Origin of the sequence: Staphylococcus sp. HMSC059F04 (assembly GCF_001812565.1) — a bacterium.
Taxonomy (GTDB): Bacteria; Bacillota; Bacilli; order Staphylococcales; family Staphylococcaceae; genus Staphylococcus; species Staphylococcus lugdunensis.
The window spans coordinates 176,142-192,047 of record NZ_KV809468.1 but is presented as its reverse complement, the minus strand read 5'-3'; the positions used below and the strand labels follow the sequence as shown (position 1 = coordinate 192,047).

Genomic DNA, 15,906 nt, shown 5'->3' with positions numbered 1-15,906 from the left:
AGGTGTATGATATGTCAAAAACACAATTAATTGCTGAAAAAAATAGTAAAACTAGAGAATCTGCTGCAACAAAAGCAAAGATTGCTGACTTAAATGCTAAAATTGAAAAAGCTAAAAGAATCAAAAGTAAACTTGAAAATCTAAAAAAAGATGTAACAGTACATAAATATAGCGCATCTTTTATACTTAAAGAATATAATTATTGGAAAGGTGATAATAACTCAAAGTGGGTTGACAAAAGTAAATCCGATTTAATAGATGGTTCATTAAGGGACTGTATAAATAATATAGATGATAATATAGATAGATTAATTGATAAAATAACTGAAATGGAAAATGAAGTTAACGATTTAGAAGGAACTCTATCTTGGTTAAAAAATGCAATAAATTCATTAATAGCAGCCATTGAAAAAATAGCTAATTGATTAATAGGAGATAAAAAGCAACTAATAAATTTTTAAAACTTACTTTACAGTTTTACACTTATTGTTTATTATAAAAATAATAAAGCGATAATTATATCTTCACTTTTTATATTAAATTATAATTATTAATTTTTTGAAATTAAATGTAACATTATGTTATATTTTGTTGAAATTTTTAGTAAAAGTGAATGAATTATTTTGATAATAGGTAAAACGATATTGGCTATTTTATTATGTATGAGAAATAGTCAATATAGCTAAATTTCTAAAAAAGATAAAGAATGGAGAAATTTATGAAAAAAATAATTGTAGGAGTGCTGATTATAATGATGACTATAATAAACGGTTGTAGCAAAGAGGATGATAACAATAATGACAACCAATATCAAAATAAAATAAACCAAATTTTAAATATTCAACAAAAGACACATCAAGATATGGCAAAACAAAGTGATAAAGTAAATCCTAAATTTAATAAAGATGAAGTAAATCGCTATGTTTATAATAATGGTAAAATGATTATTATTAGCTATCCGTTGTATAAAGAAAATAAAAAGTTATTCTATGCTGCTTATGAGTTTAAAAATGACAAAATTTACTATAAACAAGGGTTTAATGCGAAAGAATATGTCAACCAAAATGAAGCAGATTTTAAAGATATAAAAAATGAACAATAAAGGTGAATACTATGATTAAAACAATTAAAGTGACATCCCTTATCGGACTTATTTTGGAAGGATTTTTATCGTTAATGTTCGCTCTTTTTTTTGCAACGTCAATTTCAGGTTTGTCTCATTCAGAGATTCAAACCACAGTTAATGGTGAAACAACGATGCAAAGTGCTGAAACGTCATCATTAATCTATAATTGGATTTTGGGTGTACTTATGGTTGTAAGTATCATTTCATTTATTATTGGTATTATAGCTTTAAAAATAATGACTAAAAAAACCACGATGAGTGCAGTGCTTTATATTATTGGTGGTTTTGTAAGCCTTAATTTGATTGCGATTTTTGCATGGACACTTTGTGGCGTATTGTTGTTAAAAAATAAAGAAGCACTTAAAGGAATAGTCATTGAGAAAAATAAGATAGGTAATGCATGGTGGATTATTTTAGCAGTTGCCGGTATTCTAGGTTTGTTGAGTGTAAATGGATTTGTTATAGGTATAGGTGCATTTGGTATTTTGGCAATGAATATTGCATGGATAACAGTTTATACACCAAAGAGAAATAGTCAAATATTTGAAAATACTGCTAAACCAACAATGTATGCATCAATCATAGGTGTTTTTATAATGGCAGTTTTAATGAACATACTTGACTATGTGGCATTTGGTGATGGAAAATCAGATATAGGAATTAAATTATATGGTAATACATTTAATATAATAAATATGCCAATGCTTATATTGAGTTTGTTATTTTTTGCGATTGGAACATATTATGTTTTGCAAGTTCAGCGAAAGCGATTAAATAGTAAATAATGAAAACAACAAAAATTTTAAAATGTGTTATATTGGTTTTATGTTAAATAGGACTAGTAAGGCTAATTTGAGAGATTAGACAATTTTGTTTAATCTCTTTTTTAAAAGCTTAATTATATTTACTGGCATCTAAATTATATTGAATACTATAATCATCTGTTTTATATTAATATTGACATGATAATCAAGCATAAAAAATCTGGCATTGAGCAATCTAAACGTATTCCAAATAAATAGGAGTGATTAAAATGAGTATTGAAACAAAGTTAAATACAATACAATAAAATAGCGAACCACGTAAGTGATATGATTCCTGGCCCATGGGAGAAAGTAAATTTAGTTGCATATATGGAAGGGTATGCTAGTGAAGTGTTTTTCTTTTTTACAGTTCCACAGAAGGATGAACTTTATTATTCAGAACATATACCAAAAGATTTTGGTGTGTCTAAGAAAGAATATGTAGACAGGTTTTTTAGATTATGTGATTTATTTGATGATTTAAGCGCTATTTTTGTTAAATATGGTCAAGAACAATTTGGCACGTGTGAATTTGATTTTACAATTGGAGGTAAGTTAAATGTATCTTTTGAATACACAGATTGGGATGCATCAAAATTTGGACCTGGTGGAAAATTTGATTATTACCGATATAAAAAGTTTGGTATTTTGCCTGAAATGGAATACGCAATTAAAAGAATGCATGAAGTTGAACAATATGTAAAAGAAAGCCAAGAGAAATAATAAAATTAGATAAATTAATAAAAGGAGATTAGACAAACACTATCTGTTTAATCTCCTTTTTCAATGGGCTCTACGTCAAATATTAATGTATAATAATCATTTGTTATTTAAAATATTTTTCTATAAAAAGACTTCAATTACCTGTTCCAAAGCTATAACAAGATTAAATAAAGTGAGTTCTGCTACATATATTGTGTTAAAATTATATAAAAAGTAAAGGTGAATACTGTGATTAAAACAATTAAAGTAACATCTCTTATCGGACTTATTTTGGAAGGATTTCTATCGTTAATGTTCGCTCTTTTTTTCGCAACGTCAATTTCCGGTTTGTCTCAATCTGAGATTCAAACTACAGTTAATGGTGAAACAACAATGCAAAGTGCTGAAACGTCATCATTAATCTATAATTGGATTTTGGGTGTACTTATGGTTGTAAGTATCATTTCATTTATTATTGGTATTATAGCTTTAAAAATAATGACTAAAAAAACCACGATGAGTGCAGTGCTTTATATTATTGGTGGTTTTGTAAGTCTTAACTTGATTGCGATTTTTGCATGGACATTTTGTGGCGTATTGTTGTTAAAAAATAAAGAAGTACTTAAAGGAATAGTCATTGAGAAAAATAATATAGGTAATGCATGGTGGATTATTTTAGCTATAGCTGGTGTTCTAGGTTTGTTGAGTGTTCATGGGTATTTAATTGGATTTGGCGCACTAATCATTTTAGTTTTGAATATTATTTGGTTAACTGTGTATACGCCAAAGAATAATACTCAAGCTTTCGAAAGTACGGCTAAACCAACGATATACGCATCTATCATAGGTATTTTTGTAATACTTGTTTTAATGAACATACTTGACTACGTGGTGTTGGATGATGGAAATTCAGATATAGGAATAAAATTATATGGTAATACATTTAATATAATAAATATGCCAATGCTTATATTGAGTTTGATATTATTTGCGATTGGTACATATTTTGTTTTTCAAATACAGCGTAATCGGCTAAAAAGTCAAAAAATGAAATAGAATATCTATAAGTTAATGAATTATTAAAGTATTCTTAACCAAATAGGTAAAAATGGAAACCAGTTGGAAATTATAGTCAGAATGGACAGGGGCGATATACAATGAAATTTGAAGAGAAATTAGGAGAACAATACAATAAAATAGCGAATCATGTGAGTGATATGATTCCAGGCCCATGGGAGAAAGTAAATTTAGTTGCATATATGAAAGAAAGTAGTAGTGAGGTTTTCTTCTTTTACAATATTCCAAATAATGAAAAGTTATTTTATGCTTTAGAGATACCAGAGGATTTTGATGTTTCTGAGAGGGAATTTATGAAAAGGTTAATGGAATTGAATAGAATGTTTAGAAAATTAAGAAATAAATTTATTGAAAATCAACAAGAACCTTTTGGCACATGTGAATTTGACTTTACCATTGAAAGTAAGTTAAAAGTATCTTTTGAATATATAGATTGGGAAGCATCAGAATTTGGACCAAGTGAAAAATTTGATTATTATCGATATAAAAAATTTGGTATATTACCTAAATTTCAATATGAAATTGATGATCTTCATGCGGTCGAAAAGTATGTAAAAGAAAGTCAAGAAAAATAAAATTAGATAAAAGAATTTATAAAAAGAAGATTAGACAAATAGTCCTTGTTTAATCTCTTTTTTTAAGTTTAATTCTAATTATTGTTATCTAGATGATATTATAAGTGTTATTTTTATTAATATTGCTATGCCAGTTAAATTTAAAAACCTAAAATAAACGTATTAAATATAAATAGCAGTGGGTATAAATGAGTTTTAAATCAAAGTTAAATGACGGAGGCGCTGTAAAATAATAAATATAGATAGAATAAATCAACGATGATTATATTTTTTTTACTAAATAGTATATGTCAATTTTAGAAATTAATATATAATCAATATTGTATATAGTCATTTCAAAAGCATAACTATTAGTTAAAATGAGAATTAAACTGTTTTTACAATTTAAAGCTTAAAAGAAAATATACGTCAATATGGTTTAGAGATTTATTTAATAAATATAAAGAACTACAAAAATCAAACGCCGACTGTAAAATAGCTATTTCAATTTATAAATAAAAGAGGATGGTGTTTCAAAGAATAAAAGTATATTTGAAATTACCAGGTTGGAAATATATGAAAATTATTGAAGTCATGCAAGACGGATTAAGATAAAATGAAATATGGTACATCATCCAGAACACTACTTTAATCATTTGATATCTGAATACTAAAAATTATCGCAAAAATATTTACATAATGAATGGGAGGATGTGACTAATCATGAATTTTGAAGCGCGATTAGATGAATTATATATTGAAATTACTAATCATATCAGTGACATGATTCCAGAAAGATGGGAAAACGTGTGTCTAAATGCGTTTATTGGGGACAATAAGAGGTATGTGTACTTCCATTATATGGTCCCAGGTGAAGATGATCCTCAACTGTCAATGGATATTACCTGGAGTTTTGATGTATCAGAAGAAGTATTTAATCAGCAGTTTGAAACGTTATGTGAATTATTAATGAAGTTGCGGCATCTGTTTGTTGTAAATGGCAGACCGCCATTTGGTACATGTGTTATTGAGTTTAATCATAAGGGACAAAAGCAAGCTGTATATGAAAATACAGATTGGGATGTGGTAGATTTTAGATCTAAACATATGAAAAACTATTATTTTTATAAGAATTTTGGTCACTTACCAAAACAAAAATATGACATTGAACAAATGTATGCCATTCATAGGTATGCCAAAACAATTGACGATAAAAATGAAATTGTAACTATGGAATTTAAAGAAAAGATAAATTATTTATATCGATATATTGGACAGCATATCATGAATATGATTCCAGTATCGTGGGAGAATGTATATGCAGTTGCATATATGACTGATGGCGGAGGATCAGTGTACTTTTATTATACTATACCTGATAGTGATGAACTGTTTTATTCAATGGATATTCCTAAGAATTGTCATACGTCAAATGATGAATTCAGTCATCAAACCGATGGATTATATGATTTGTTTGAAGAATTACGTTATGAATTTATTAGAAATAAACACAAAGCCTGGAGTACATGTGAATTTGATTTTACGATTAAAGGTAAATTAAACGTATTGTATCAATTTATAGATTGGGATGCTACAGAATTTGGATCAAGTGCTTATTTTAATTATTATCGTTATAAAAAATTTGGTATATTACCTAAATTTGACTATGAGCTTAAAGAACTGTATGCACTCGAGCGTTATATGAAAGAATATCAAAAACGGCAGGATACATCAATTTAGATAAAAGTCAGCAAAGCATGTTATAAACAATTTGATATAGTCAGGAGAAATGTTTTGGTTATTTTAGGTTTGATTTCAATTATTTTACTTATTATTTTAGCGATTTTTGCAAGTATGTTAAAAGCTCAAAGAATCTCAATTTTCGGTTATTTTGTCGATATTGTTATCTTAGCACTACTGATGACAATTTACTTTGTTGGTGGAGGTTTAAATCATAGTGGGTTGATTGCATATGTGGTGTTTCTGCATATAAGTTCATTGATATATATTTATTTGGCACTGAAAAATTACTTTATCAAATTAAATAAACATAAATATAATTATGCTAAGAAAAATCAATTTAATGACAAAATCGCAAAGGATAAAGCTTATGATTTTCGCTTTACTCGCAGACAAGCTGTATATCATTTTCTTATTGCCATCGCCTTGATTGCTATTGCTAAACTAAGACTTACACCAGAAATAGAGCAAGATGTTTTATTATTTGAGTTTGGTTACGCATACCGTTTCATTATAATTGGGCTTGCAGTTATAGTTCTTACGTTCCTCATTGAGTGCTATCGTATGGAAAAATATGGCGCAAATTTAGTTAGAATAATTGTGCCACTAGGTGTTGCATTATGGGCAGTTATCTCCATGTTGTTGCTAGTAAAAGACGTATGGATAATTGTATTATTAGCCATTGTTGTTTTTGGTTTTTATTACGTACTTTGTAGTACAGCAGAGATGTGGTTTAATCATTCTATTATTTTACCGATAATTTTATATAGTATAAGTGGCACTTTATTTGTCATTCCATTTCTATTTATGCAGCACAATCAGAAATTAATCAACAATAGTTTATTTATACTCATACTTGGCATTCTTATATATGGATTGGTAGTGATAAATGCATTATGGAAGAGACCACTACGACATCAATTAAAGATATTAATGAAATATAATAATACGTTGATATCAGCTAAAATTTATAATCAAACTAAAAAGCGTATGACTAGTTTGAGATTATCAAAATATAAATTTTACATTGCTATGGTAGCATTAATCATATTATTTACTGCAACTAAAATACTAGTCACACCGGCTATGAAAGATATCGCGGGCATAGATATTGTAGCATTAATGATGCTATTATTTTTTATAACTGTGGTATTTTTGGTAATAGACATTATTTCATGGCTGAAAAGAAAACAATTTGTCTTCATCACTATAAAACCTTTATTTGTTTTTGGATTATACATCCTTTTATTCATATGGTTGCCTTAATTATCAAGCGTTAATATGAAATGCTCGAAGTAAAGATAATGATACTTTTTTGATTGCGTATGTTGTAACAGATATTTTGTTTTGGATTAAAAATAAAAAAATTATATTCATTTCGATTAATTCACGATTTCTTATGGTATTATTAATTGTGTTAGCTTGGTGTTTATTTTAAAAGAAAAAGATAATATCAATCTAAATAAAAAAGATTAAGGGGTAAACAAATGAAAAGAATTATTACTGTGTTATTACTGTTTGCGATTGTGTTAGCGGGTTGTGGTAAAGGAGATAAGTACGACAAAGATATCGATAAGGTTTATAAAAAGCAAGAAGAAACAAATAAAATGTTACCAGCATTTGGCTTAAAAGTAGATAAAAAAGTAGATAGAAATGATAGTAATACATATGTTTATAAAGACGGAAAAGTATTTGTGATTGGTGTACAACTTAGTAAAAAAGTTGAAGAATTAAATTACTTTACTTATAAAATGAAAAACGGCAAACCAGAATTAGATATGGATGAAAACCCACTTAAATACAAGAAAAGCCATAAAGCAGATTATGAAGAAGAAAATGTAGAAGTAAAAGAAAAATAGCGACATACTTGTATTATTTGTGCGAAAATATTATAAAATAATTATATAACATTATATTGTTTTATTTATAAAGAGGAGTATTGATATGGAAGAAACCGGGAAGGCATTAAAAATATGGACATGGGTATTTATGGTCTTATCTCTAGTAGTTTTTCTATTTGGTATCGGTTCAATCATCTGTAGCTATAAATATAAACAATATAATGAAGAAAAAGGCGCCAAATTATTACAAACCGCAATTATTGTAACCGTTGTTACAACTACTATGACAATTTGTAAATTCTTTGTTTAATGAACAATACATTTTAGTTCGATTTCAATAATAATTATAAGGGATTAGGCAAATAGCACTTGTTTAATCCCTATTTTTAAAAAATACAATATATGGCATAACGTTTAATTGCATGGGAAACATACAAAAAATTTAGTATTTATTTAATGAATATCAAGCACTAATTGGTATAACTATAGCTAAGATTAGTTGACAGTTTTAAAGTAATATCAATGTTTGAAAAAGGAGAGTGCCCATGAAACCTAAAGAAATGCAAGTTATGTGTATATACAATATAAGGAAATCATATTTAATCACCTTTGCTTTTAGTTAATCAAATGGTTAGGAATTAACACTATAATACTTTCAACTATTGGATTAATATACTTTTCATTGATTATTCCTGTTGACTCTGAAGAAAATAGAACAATTTGGCTAGGGATATTATTTATAAACCTCATTATGTATTTGAACCAGAACGAATTGGTAGGTCACTAACAATATTTTACACTAATGACGACAATGTACAGCGTGTAAGATATAGATATAAAGTCCATGGAGAAAATCATGACCACACAGTAGTTAAACATGGCTCGGATTTTAAACTAGAAGAATAATGTCATTACTATTTTTTATCTTTAGAGCTTAATTGAGAACTAACTAGCTTAAAAAGACATCATTTATAGAGGAGAGATGGATAGTGGAAAAGGAAATAACTAAAGAGGAAATTGCTCATAATATAAAAAATCCATACATTACCCCTGTTGCAATATTAATGAATATACTAGCACTTGTTCTATATTCAATTATGTTTTTTCCTCAGCATTTATTATACAAATTGCCTAAGTATATTTATATATTCTTATTATTTTGGTTGATTATTAATGTCATTTCATATGTGCAAGAAAAATCCAAAAAGGTTAAAACAGATAAGGGAACATTAATAAGATATATTATTATCAGTACATTATGTGGTTATAGTGTATCAATAGCTATTGCTTCAGTATATGTTTTTGGTGCAACAGTTAATGGAGATGATGTTTTTGACTATTGGCTGATGATTATTATAGCTAATGTTATTTCACTTATTGGCTTTAATATTTTTGTAATAAGTGAATTTGGTTTAATTCAGTCATTATCGGGTTCTGCGGGTAATATCATTGGCATTGTTGTAGCTTTAGGTGGCATGGGTATTTTGATTTATTTAAGTCGTATTGTGCCTTACACAGCTGAAGAAAATAACTTTATATGGATATCAATTTTGGTAATTTTAATGGTTGACTTGTTAATAGGTCGTTCTTACTTCAATTTAATGAAATATCAGATTATTGAGGAAGAAGGATTGGAGTAAAATTAATGGAACTAGTAATGCTGGTAATGCCTTTTTCTGTAAAGATTGTTTTCACTTTTACGTATTAACTTACAAAGGAGGAATATTAAATGGAAGATGAAGTAATAACTAAAGAGGAAATTGCACATAACATAAAAAATCCGTACATTACGCCAGTTGCTATTTTTATGTTTATATTCTCATTAACCTTTTATTGTATTTTATTTTTTAGCGCCCATTTATTATACAAATTGCCTATATATATGTATATATTTTTGGTGTTTTGGGTTGTTATAAATATCATTTCATATTTACAAGAAAAATCAAAAAAGGTTAAAACAAATAAAGCGGCATTAATAAGATATATTATTATCAGTACATTGTGTGGTTATAGTTTATCAATTTCATGTTCCTCAGTGTATGTATTTGGTGCTACTACAAATGGATATGATGTATTTGATTATTGGCTGATAATTATTATAGCTAATATTATTTCGCTTATTGGTTTTAATATTTTTGTAATAAGTGAATTTGGTTTAATTCAGTCTTTATCGGGTTCTGCGGGTAATATAATGGGCATTGTTGTAGCTTTATGTGGCTTTGGTATTTTGATTTATTTAAGTCGCATTGTGCCTTATACAGCTGAAGAAAATGATTTTATATGGATGTCTATTATCGTCATTTTAATGATTAACTTGTTAATAGGTCGTTCTTACTTTAATTTGATGAGATATCAAGTGTTAGAGGAACTTGAATTAGAAGAGCAACATCATACTAGCAAGTAAATAACTTATATTTTAAATAAGAAGGTGAATACCTATGATTATAATTATTACAGTGGGTCTGTTCATTCTAAGTTGTGCAGCATATTTTATTGTTAGAGAATGCTTAGATTTACTTAAAAGGAAGAAATATGTGAAAGCTGCATTATTATTTATAGGTTATATGGTAGTGTATGAAACATATGTTTACTTTGATAACATTGGTATGGTTGAGATGGATAATGTGACAAGTATTGTGTTTTGGTTGTTCTTACTAAGCAGCTATTTATCAGCGCATTATTCTATATTAAAACCCAACAGAATAAGATTGGAAGAGGTCAAAAATACGGCAAGAATATTACATAAATATGATAAAGAAAAAGCTGAAAGTTTAAGCACTGATCTAAAATACGGAAAAGATATTGCACGTGCAGGTGCTATATGTTCATCTATTTTTATTATGTCAATAGCGATGAAAGTTAAACAAACCACCGAACGCACGAATGATGATTTACGTTATTTTGTAGAACGCTCACTTAATGACACAATGTCAATTGCATTTGCAATCACTTCTATTGTATTTGTCTTGATTTTTATTTATTTTATCATAGACATCTATTTTTGGGTGAATCGTGGCATCTTTCATGGCTATGTGGTTCGACCCATTATTATGTTTGGGTGGATGATAATCTTCGCAATTGTTATAGCTCAATATCGATAAAGATATATACTTAATGTTGCTTAATTTGTTAAAAAGTAGAAGCTACTATTAATAGGAGGGATGATGGCATGGAAGAGACTTATCAAGCATTGAGAAAACCAGCAACTCAAGCTATGAATATGTTGGCTTTAGGCTCAATTCTTTTTAGTTCTATACAATATTTTGTTGGTCTCACTTTAGCAGCAACAGCTAATTATTTAATTATAGCAACTTCTATAGAACTTTTAATAATTTTTTGTGGCTTGTTGCAGTTATTCTTCCCTAAAATTCCTAGTGATCGAAAAAAGATAAAAAAGAGAGCCCTGATATTTATGATAGTGGGCATACTTTCTACATATAGCAGTTATTTATCTTTTTATAATATTTACTTTTTTATCGAGGGTAATACTCAAGAAATTAGAATATATTGGATATTAGGAACCGTTATAGCCATTATTTGTTTTTCTGCACATATTTTAAGTTTAATTTTTATGACGATTACGCCGAGTTTTATTAAAGATAAGACGCTCTTAATTCTGTTTTTAAAATTTGTTGCGATCTTATTATATGTTCAAAAGGCAATAGAGTTTTTTATTATACCTGATCATCAAGGTAATAGATTTTTAATGATTGGATTGCTATTATTGATTCCATTAATGAACTATATTTGTACATATTTTTATTTGTTATTTGGTGAGATATTAACGAGTAAAGAAATGGGTTACAGGATTGAAAGCAAGTAATCCAGTGAAAATAAGCATCGGTTAGCAACTTATGGTGAATTTAGCTATGAGTTTAAAAATGATTTGAACTTATCGAGTCTCATTATAGACTGTGTCACCCAAAATATATGATTATTTCATAATAAATTTGAATTTACTTTATTCAGTTTGTAATAACATAATTTAAATTAAAACTTATAATGTGTTATTCGCACGTCATCGTCGCTAACACTTATAAGTTTTTTGTATATTGGCTAAGGGAACTTATGCGTTTATGGTGTTTAATTGTTGGGAATATTTTATATAATATAACATTTTTATTCATTGCAGAGGAGCATGTTGTATGATTATTGCAATTATTTGTTTAGTTGTGTTGTCGTTCTTCTTTTCTATTGGTGAAACCACTTTAAGTACGGTGCATCGGACGAAATTTCAAACTGAAGGCGAGCAAGATGATAAAAAAGCATATCGTATTGCACGATTTTTAGCGCATCCAAGTGAAGCGATGACGGCGTTACTCATTGGTCGTACGATAAGTATGACGCTGTTGACTGTGCTAGTAGCAGCGGTATCTTATCATGCACAATGGTACTTAGGCCTCACGCTTACAATATATGCTGTATTTGTTATTTTATTTGCAGAAGTGATACCTAAATCTATTGCTGCAAATTTCGCTAATCGCATTATGCGTATGATTTTTCCTGTTGTACGTGTGTTTGTCACAATCTTGCGTCCAATCACTTTATTATTGGATGCGATAACGAAAGGGTTGAATCGACTTATTGCGAATGGAAGTGAACCAGAAGCGCAATGGTCTAAAGCGGAGATTCAAATGATGTTTGCAGTGGCTCAGCGTGATGGGGCATTGAATGAAATTGAAAGTGAACGTTTAAAAGGGGTTATGGCGTTTAGTAATTTAAAGATTAAAGATGTTAATACGACGCCAAGAGTAAACGTCACTGCTTTTTCAAACATCACACCTTATGATGAAGTTTATCAAACGGTCATGAATGAACCTTATACGCGTTATCCAGTATATGATGAAGATATTGATCATATTATAGGCGTGTTTCATTCGAAATACTTACTGTCTTGGAGCAAAGATCCGAGTCATACTATTGATGAATATATTGCTGAACCACTGTTTGTCAATGAACACAATCGTGCAGAATGGGTGTTGAGAAAAATGACGATAAGTCGAAAACATTTAGCGATTGTGCTTGATGAATATGGTGGTACAGATGGTATTGTTTCGCATGAAGATTTAATTGAAGAAATGTTAGGCATGGATATTGAAGATGAAATGGATAAAGAAGAACAAGAAAAGTTACAACAACAACGTTTAAAACATCAGCACCTGCATCAACAATTTCAAAGACGACGGTAAATTTGGAGGATACAAGATGAAGCAGTTGACAACGCAATTCACAAAATATTTGAACGTTCACTATCCTATCATTCAAGCAGGCATGGCTGGCAGTACTACACCCGAATTAGTGGCTGCCGTGAGTCATCAAGGTGGGCTTGGCACGATTGGTGCAGGCTACTTTGATACTACGCGATTAGAACAAGAAATCCAAGCAGTTCAGGCATTAACTTCGGAACCATTTGCAGTGAATTTATTTATTCCGAGTGATTATCAGTATTCAGAGGCTGAGGTGGCACAAATGAATGCTTGGCTGAAACCTTATCGTCGTGCACTTCAACTAGAAGAACCCACTGTAAATATTACTGAGGAACAACGTTTTAATGCTGCGATTGATTTAGTGCTTCAATACCATGTGCCTGTATGTAGCTTTACATTTGGCATACCGAATCAAGAAATCATTGAACGACTAAAAGCAGCACAAATTGTGACGATGGGTACTGCAACATCAGTAGATGAGGCAATCGCAATTGAACAAGCAGGTATAGATATCGTAATTGCCCAAGGTAGCGAAGCAGGAGGACATCGTAGTAGCTTTTTACCTACAACTCAAGGGCAACAATCAATGATTGGTACAATGGCACTTGTACCACAAATCGTTGATCACGTAGATATTCCTGTTATTGCTGCAGGTGGCATTATGGATGGCCGTGGCATTTTGGCAAGCTTGATTTTAGGTGCCTCTGGCGTACAAATGGGCACAGCTTTTTTAACGTTGCAAGAAAGTGGTGCACGCCCAGTATTAAAGCAAGCCATTCTGAATAGTAAAGAGACGGATACGGTCGTGACAAATGTATTTAGTGGCAAATATGCGCGCGGTATTAATAACAATTTTATTCAATCCTTTAAGAATTATAATGGTAAAATCCCTGATTATCCAATTCAAAATCAGTTGACAACATCGATACGTCAACATTCAGCACAAAAGCATAACGATGCATGGACGCACTTATGGAGTGGACAAGCACCACGACTGGCTATAGATAGTCATGTAGCTGGACTTTTTGATAAATTGTTGACAGAGATAGAAGCATTACGTTGCCAATTTTAAATCGTTTATCATTGATAAATCTAAGTTGATATAATGAAGTAATAAATTCGATTGTGGTATGATTGTACTGGTGATGAATATGATTAACATTGGCTTAACTGGTTGGGGTGACCATGAGACGTTATATGAAGATATTGGACGCCAAGCTGATAAACTTCAAACGTATGCAGGTCATTTTCCAATTGTTGAATTGGACGCCTCTTATTATGCGATTCAACCTGAAAGAAATATATTAAAGTGGATTAAAGAGACACCAGAGACGTTTAAATTTGTTGTCAAAATACATCAAGCGTTGACGTTACATGCGGATTATAAAGATGTTGCGACATCGCGCAAAGCGTTGTTTGAGCAATTTAAAGCAATGATTGAACCCCTGCAAACACATGATAAATTAGCGTTGGTGTTAGTTCAATTTCCGCCTTGGTTTGATTGCTCGATGGAAAATGTAACTTATTTACGGTATGTACGCCAACAATTATTAGATATTCCTGTATGCATTGAATTTCGTCATCAATCATGGTTTGATGCGGTACATAAGGAACAGACATTACAATTTCTTGTCGACCATCAATTTATTCATGCGGTTTGTGATGAACCACAGGTGAAAATGGGTTCGATTCCAATGGTTAATCGTATTACTCATGATATCGCCTTTGTACGTTATCATGGGCGCAACACTCAAGGCTGGACTAAAAAGGATATGACAGACCAAGAATGGCGAGATGTGCGGTATTTATATGATTATAATCAACAAGAATTGCAAGACCTCGCGCATAAAGTTGAAATATTAGCGCAAAAAGCTAAGACAGTATATGTCGTGTTTAATAATAATTCTGGGGGTCATGCGGCTAAAAATGCCAAAACATATCAACAGATGCTTGGAATAGATTATATAGGTTTGGCACCACAACAACTAAAATTATTTTAAGAGGCGAAATCAATGGTATTAACTTTTATTTTTCTTATTTTAATTGGCCTACTTTCTGCTGTTATTGGTTCATTAGTAGGTATTGGCGGCGGTATCATCATTGTACCTACGCTTGTTTATTTAGGTGTGGAACATCATCTTTTACATGGCATTACGCCTCAAATTGCTATTGGGACGTCATCCGTGATACTCATTGTAACAGGATTATCGTCATCTCTAGGCTATTTGAAAACGAAACAAGTCGATATTAAAAATGGCTCTATTTTCCTATTTGGCTTATTGCCTGGGTCATTAGCGGGTTCGTTGCTTAGTCGCTATTTAACATTAGAGTCATTCAATTTATATTTTGGTATTTTTATGATTCTTGTATCCATTATATTGATGGTACGTCATAAAATAAAACCAATTAAACTATTTGATAAGCCACAATATCGTAAGTCTTATACGGATTCGGAAGGTGTAACTTATCATTATAGTGTTCCACCGCTTGTGGCTTTTGTCGCAACCTTATCTATTGGTGTGTTAACAGGATTGTTTGGCATTGGCGGCGGTGCATTAATGACGCCATTAATGCTGATTATCTTTAGATTTCCACCACATGTTGCTGTCGGCACAAGTATGATGATGATTTTCTTTTCTAGTGTGATGAGCTCAATTGGTCACATTTTTCAAGGACATGTGGCTTGGGGTTATTCTATTATTTTAATTATCTCAAGTTATATTGGTGCACAAATTGGAGTGAAGATCAATCATTCTATTAAGTCTGAAACGGTAGTCATGTTGCTTAGAACTGTCATGTTATTCATGGGGATTTATCTTATTTTTAAATCATTGATGTAAATTACAAAGGGGGTAG

17 protein-coding genes and 1 pseudogene are annotated in these 15,906 nt (G+C 30.2%); all 18 read left to right on the top strand.

The features are described 5' to 3' along the window. Window positions 1–11: 11 nt before the first annotated feature. The 18 genes and pseudogenes from HMPREF2864_RS05820 to HMPREF2864_RS05730 all read left to right on the top strand — a co-directional run bounded on the left by HMPREF2864_RS05820 (window position 12) and on the right by HMPREF2864_RS05730 (window position 15,890). Complete coding sequence (locus HMPREF2864_RS05820; RefSeq protein WP_070544938.1) at window positions 12–425, top strand: YwqH-like family protein; 414 nt, start codon at window positions 12–14, stop codon at window positions 423–425. A gap of 293 nt (window positions 426–718) precedes the next feature. Further along, window positions 719–1,102 (top strand): cystatin-like fold lipoprotein, encoded by a 384-nt coding sequence (locus tag HMPREF2864_RS05815; protein ID WP_002479290.1) that lies wholly within the window; start codon window positions 719–721, stop codon window positions 1,100–1,102. Window positions 1,103–1,113: 11 nt separating this feature from the next. Further along, window positions 1,114–1,911: a DUF5084 family protein gene (locus tag HMPREF2864_RS05810; RefSeq protein ID WP_070572139.1), complete on the top strand. Its 798-nt coding sequence runs from the start codon at window positions 1,114–1,116 to the stop codon at window positions 1,909–1,911. 248 nt (window positions 1,912–2,159) lie between these two features. Further along, window positions 2,160–2,652, top strand: a pseudogene (locus HMPREF2864_RS05805) (TIGR01741 family protein). 228 nt (window positions 2,653–2,880) lie between these two features. Further along, the gene (locus tag HMPREF2864_RS05800; protein ID WP_070572137.1) at window positions 2,881–3,687 is read left to right on the top strand and encodes a DUF5084 family protein; all 807 of its coding nucleotides are present in this window, start codon (window positions 2,881–2,883) and stop codon (window positions 3,685–3,687) included. 101 nt (window positions 3,688–3,788) lie between these two features. Beyond that, window positions 3,789–4,283: a TIGR01741 family protein gene (locus HMPREF2864_RS05795; RefSeq protein WP_070544936.1), complete on the top strand. Its 495-nt coding sequence runs from the start codon at window positions 3,789–3,791 to the stop codon at window positions 4,281–4,283. A gap of 702 nt (window positions 4,284–4,985) precedes the next feature. Continuing rightward, window positions 4,986–6,002 carry a TIGR01741 family protein gene (locus HMPREF2864_RS11875; protein WP_083300127.1) on the top strand — a complete coding sequence of 339 codons (1,017 nt, stop codon included), beginning with the start codon at window positions 4,986–4,988 and terminating at the stop codon, window positions 6,000–6,002. 54 nt (window positions 6,003–6,056) lie between these two features. Beyond that, window positions 6,057–7,268, top strand: coding sequence for a DUF5080 family protein (locus tag HMPREF2864_RS05780; protein WP_070544935.1), 1,212 nt, complete (start codon window positions 6,057–6,059; stop codon window positions 7,266–7,268). A 221-nt stretch (window positions 7,269–7,489) separates the two neighbouring features. Then, window positions 7,490–7,861, top strand: a complete 372-nt coding sequence (locus HMPREF2864_RS05775; RefSeq protein ID WP_002459601.1) for a cystatin-like fold lipoprotein — start codon at window positions 7,490–7,492, stop codon at window positions 7,859–7,861. 85 nt (window positions 7,862–7,946) lie between these two features. Then, complete coding sequence (locus HMPREF2864_RS05770; protein ID WP_002459600.1) at window positions 7,947–8,153, top strand: hypothetical protein; 207 nt, start codon at window positions 7,947–7,949, stop codon at window positions 8,151–8,153. Window positions 8,154–8,832: 679 nt separating this feature from the next. Next, window positions 8,833–9,483 (top strand): DUF5079 family protein, encoded by a 651-nt coding sequence (locus HMPREF2864_RS05765; protein ID WP_080606616.1) that lies wholly within the window; start codon window positions 8,833–8,835, stop codon window positions 9,481–9,483. 89 nt (window positions 9,484–9,572) lie between these two features. Continuing rightward, window positions 9,573–10,247 carry a DUF5079 family protein gene (locus HMPREF2864_RS05760; RefSeq protein ID WP_070544933.1) on the top strand — a complete coding sequence of 225 codons (675 nt, stop codon included), beginning with the start codon at window positions 9,573–9,575 and terminating at the stop codon, window positions 10,245–10,247. Window positions 10,248–10,281: 34 nt separating this feature from the next. Next, window positions 10,282–10,944, top strand: a complete 663-nt coding sequence (locus HMPREF2864_RS05755) for a DUF5080 family protein (protein WP_070544932.1) — start codon at window positions 10,282–10,284, stop codon at window positions 10,942–10,944. Between the two features lie 68 nt (window positions 10,945–11,012). Further along, window positions 11,013–11,666, top strand: a complete 654-nt coding sequence (locus HMPREF2864_RS05750) for a DUF5079 family protein (RefSeq protein WP_002478476.1) — start codon at window positions 11,013–11,015, stop codon at window positions 11,664–11,666. A gap of 322 nt (window positions 11,667–11,988) precedes the next feature. Next, entirely contained in the window at window positions 11,989–13,032 is a 1,044-nt protein-coding gene (locus HMPREF2864_RS05745) for a hemolysin family protein (RefSeq protein ID WP_070544931.1), read from the top strand. 16 nt (window positions 13,033–13,048) lie between these two features. Beyond that, window positions 13,049–14,122 carry an NAD(P)H-dependent flavin oxidoreductase gene (locus HMPREF2864_RS05740; RefSeq protein WP_070544930.1) on the top strand — a complete coding sequence of 358 codons (1,074 nt, stop codon included), beginning with the start codon at window positions 13,049–13,051 and terminating at the stop codon, window positions 14,120–14,122. A 79-nt stretch (window positions 14,123–14,201) separates the two neighbouring features. Further along, a complete protein-coding gene (locus HMPREF2864_RS05735; RefSeq protein ID WP_070544929.1) occupies window positions 14,202–15,050 on the top strand; it encodes a DUF72 domain-containing protein in 849 nt (282 codons plus the stop codon). Window positions 15,051–15,062: 12 nt separating this feature from the next. Then, window positions 15,063–15,890 carry a sulfite exporter TauE/SafE family protein gene (locus HMPREF2864_RS05730; RefSeq protein WP_070572135.1) on the top strand — a complete coding sequence of 276 codons (828 nt, stop codon included), beginning with the start codon at window positions 15,063–15,065 and terminating at the stop codon, window positions 15,888–15,890. Window positions 15,891–15,906: the final 16 nt, after the last annotated feature.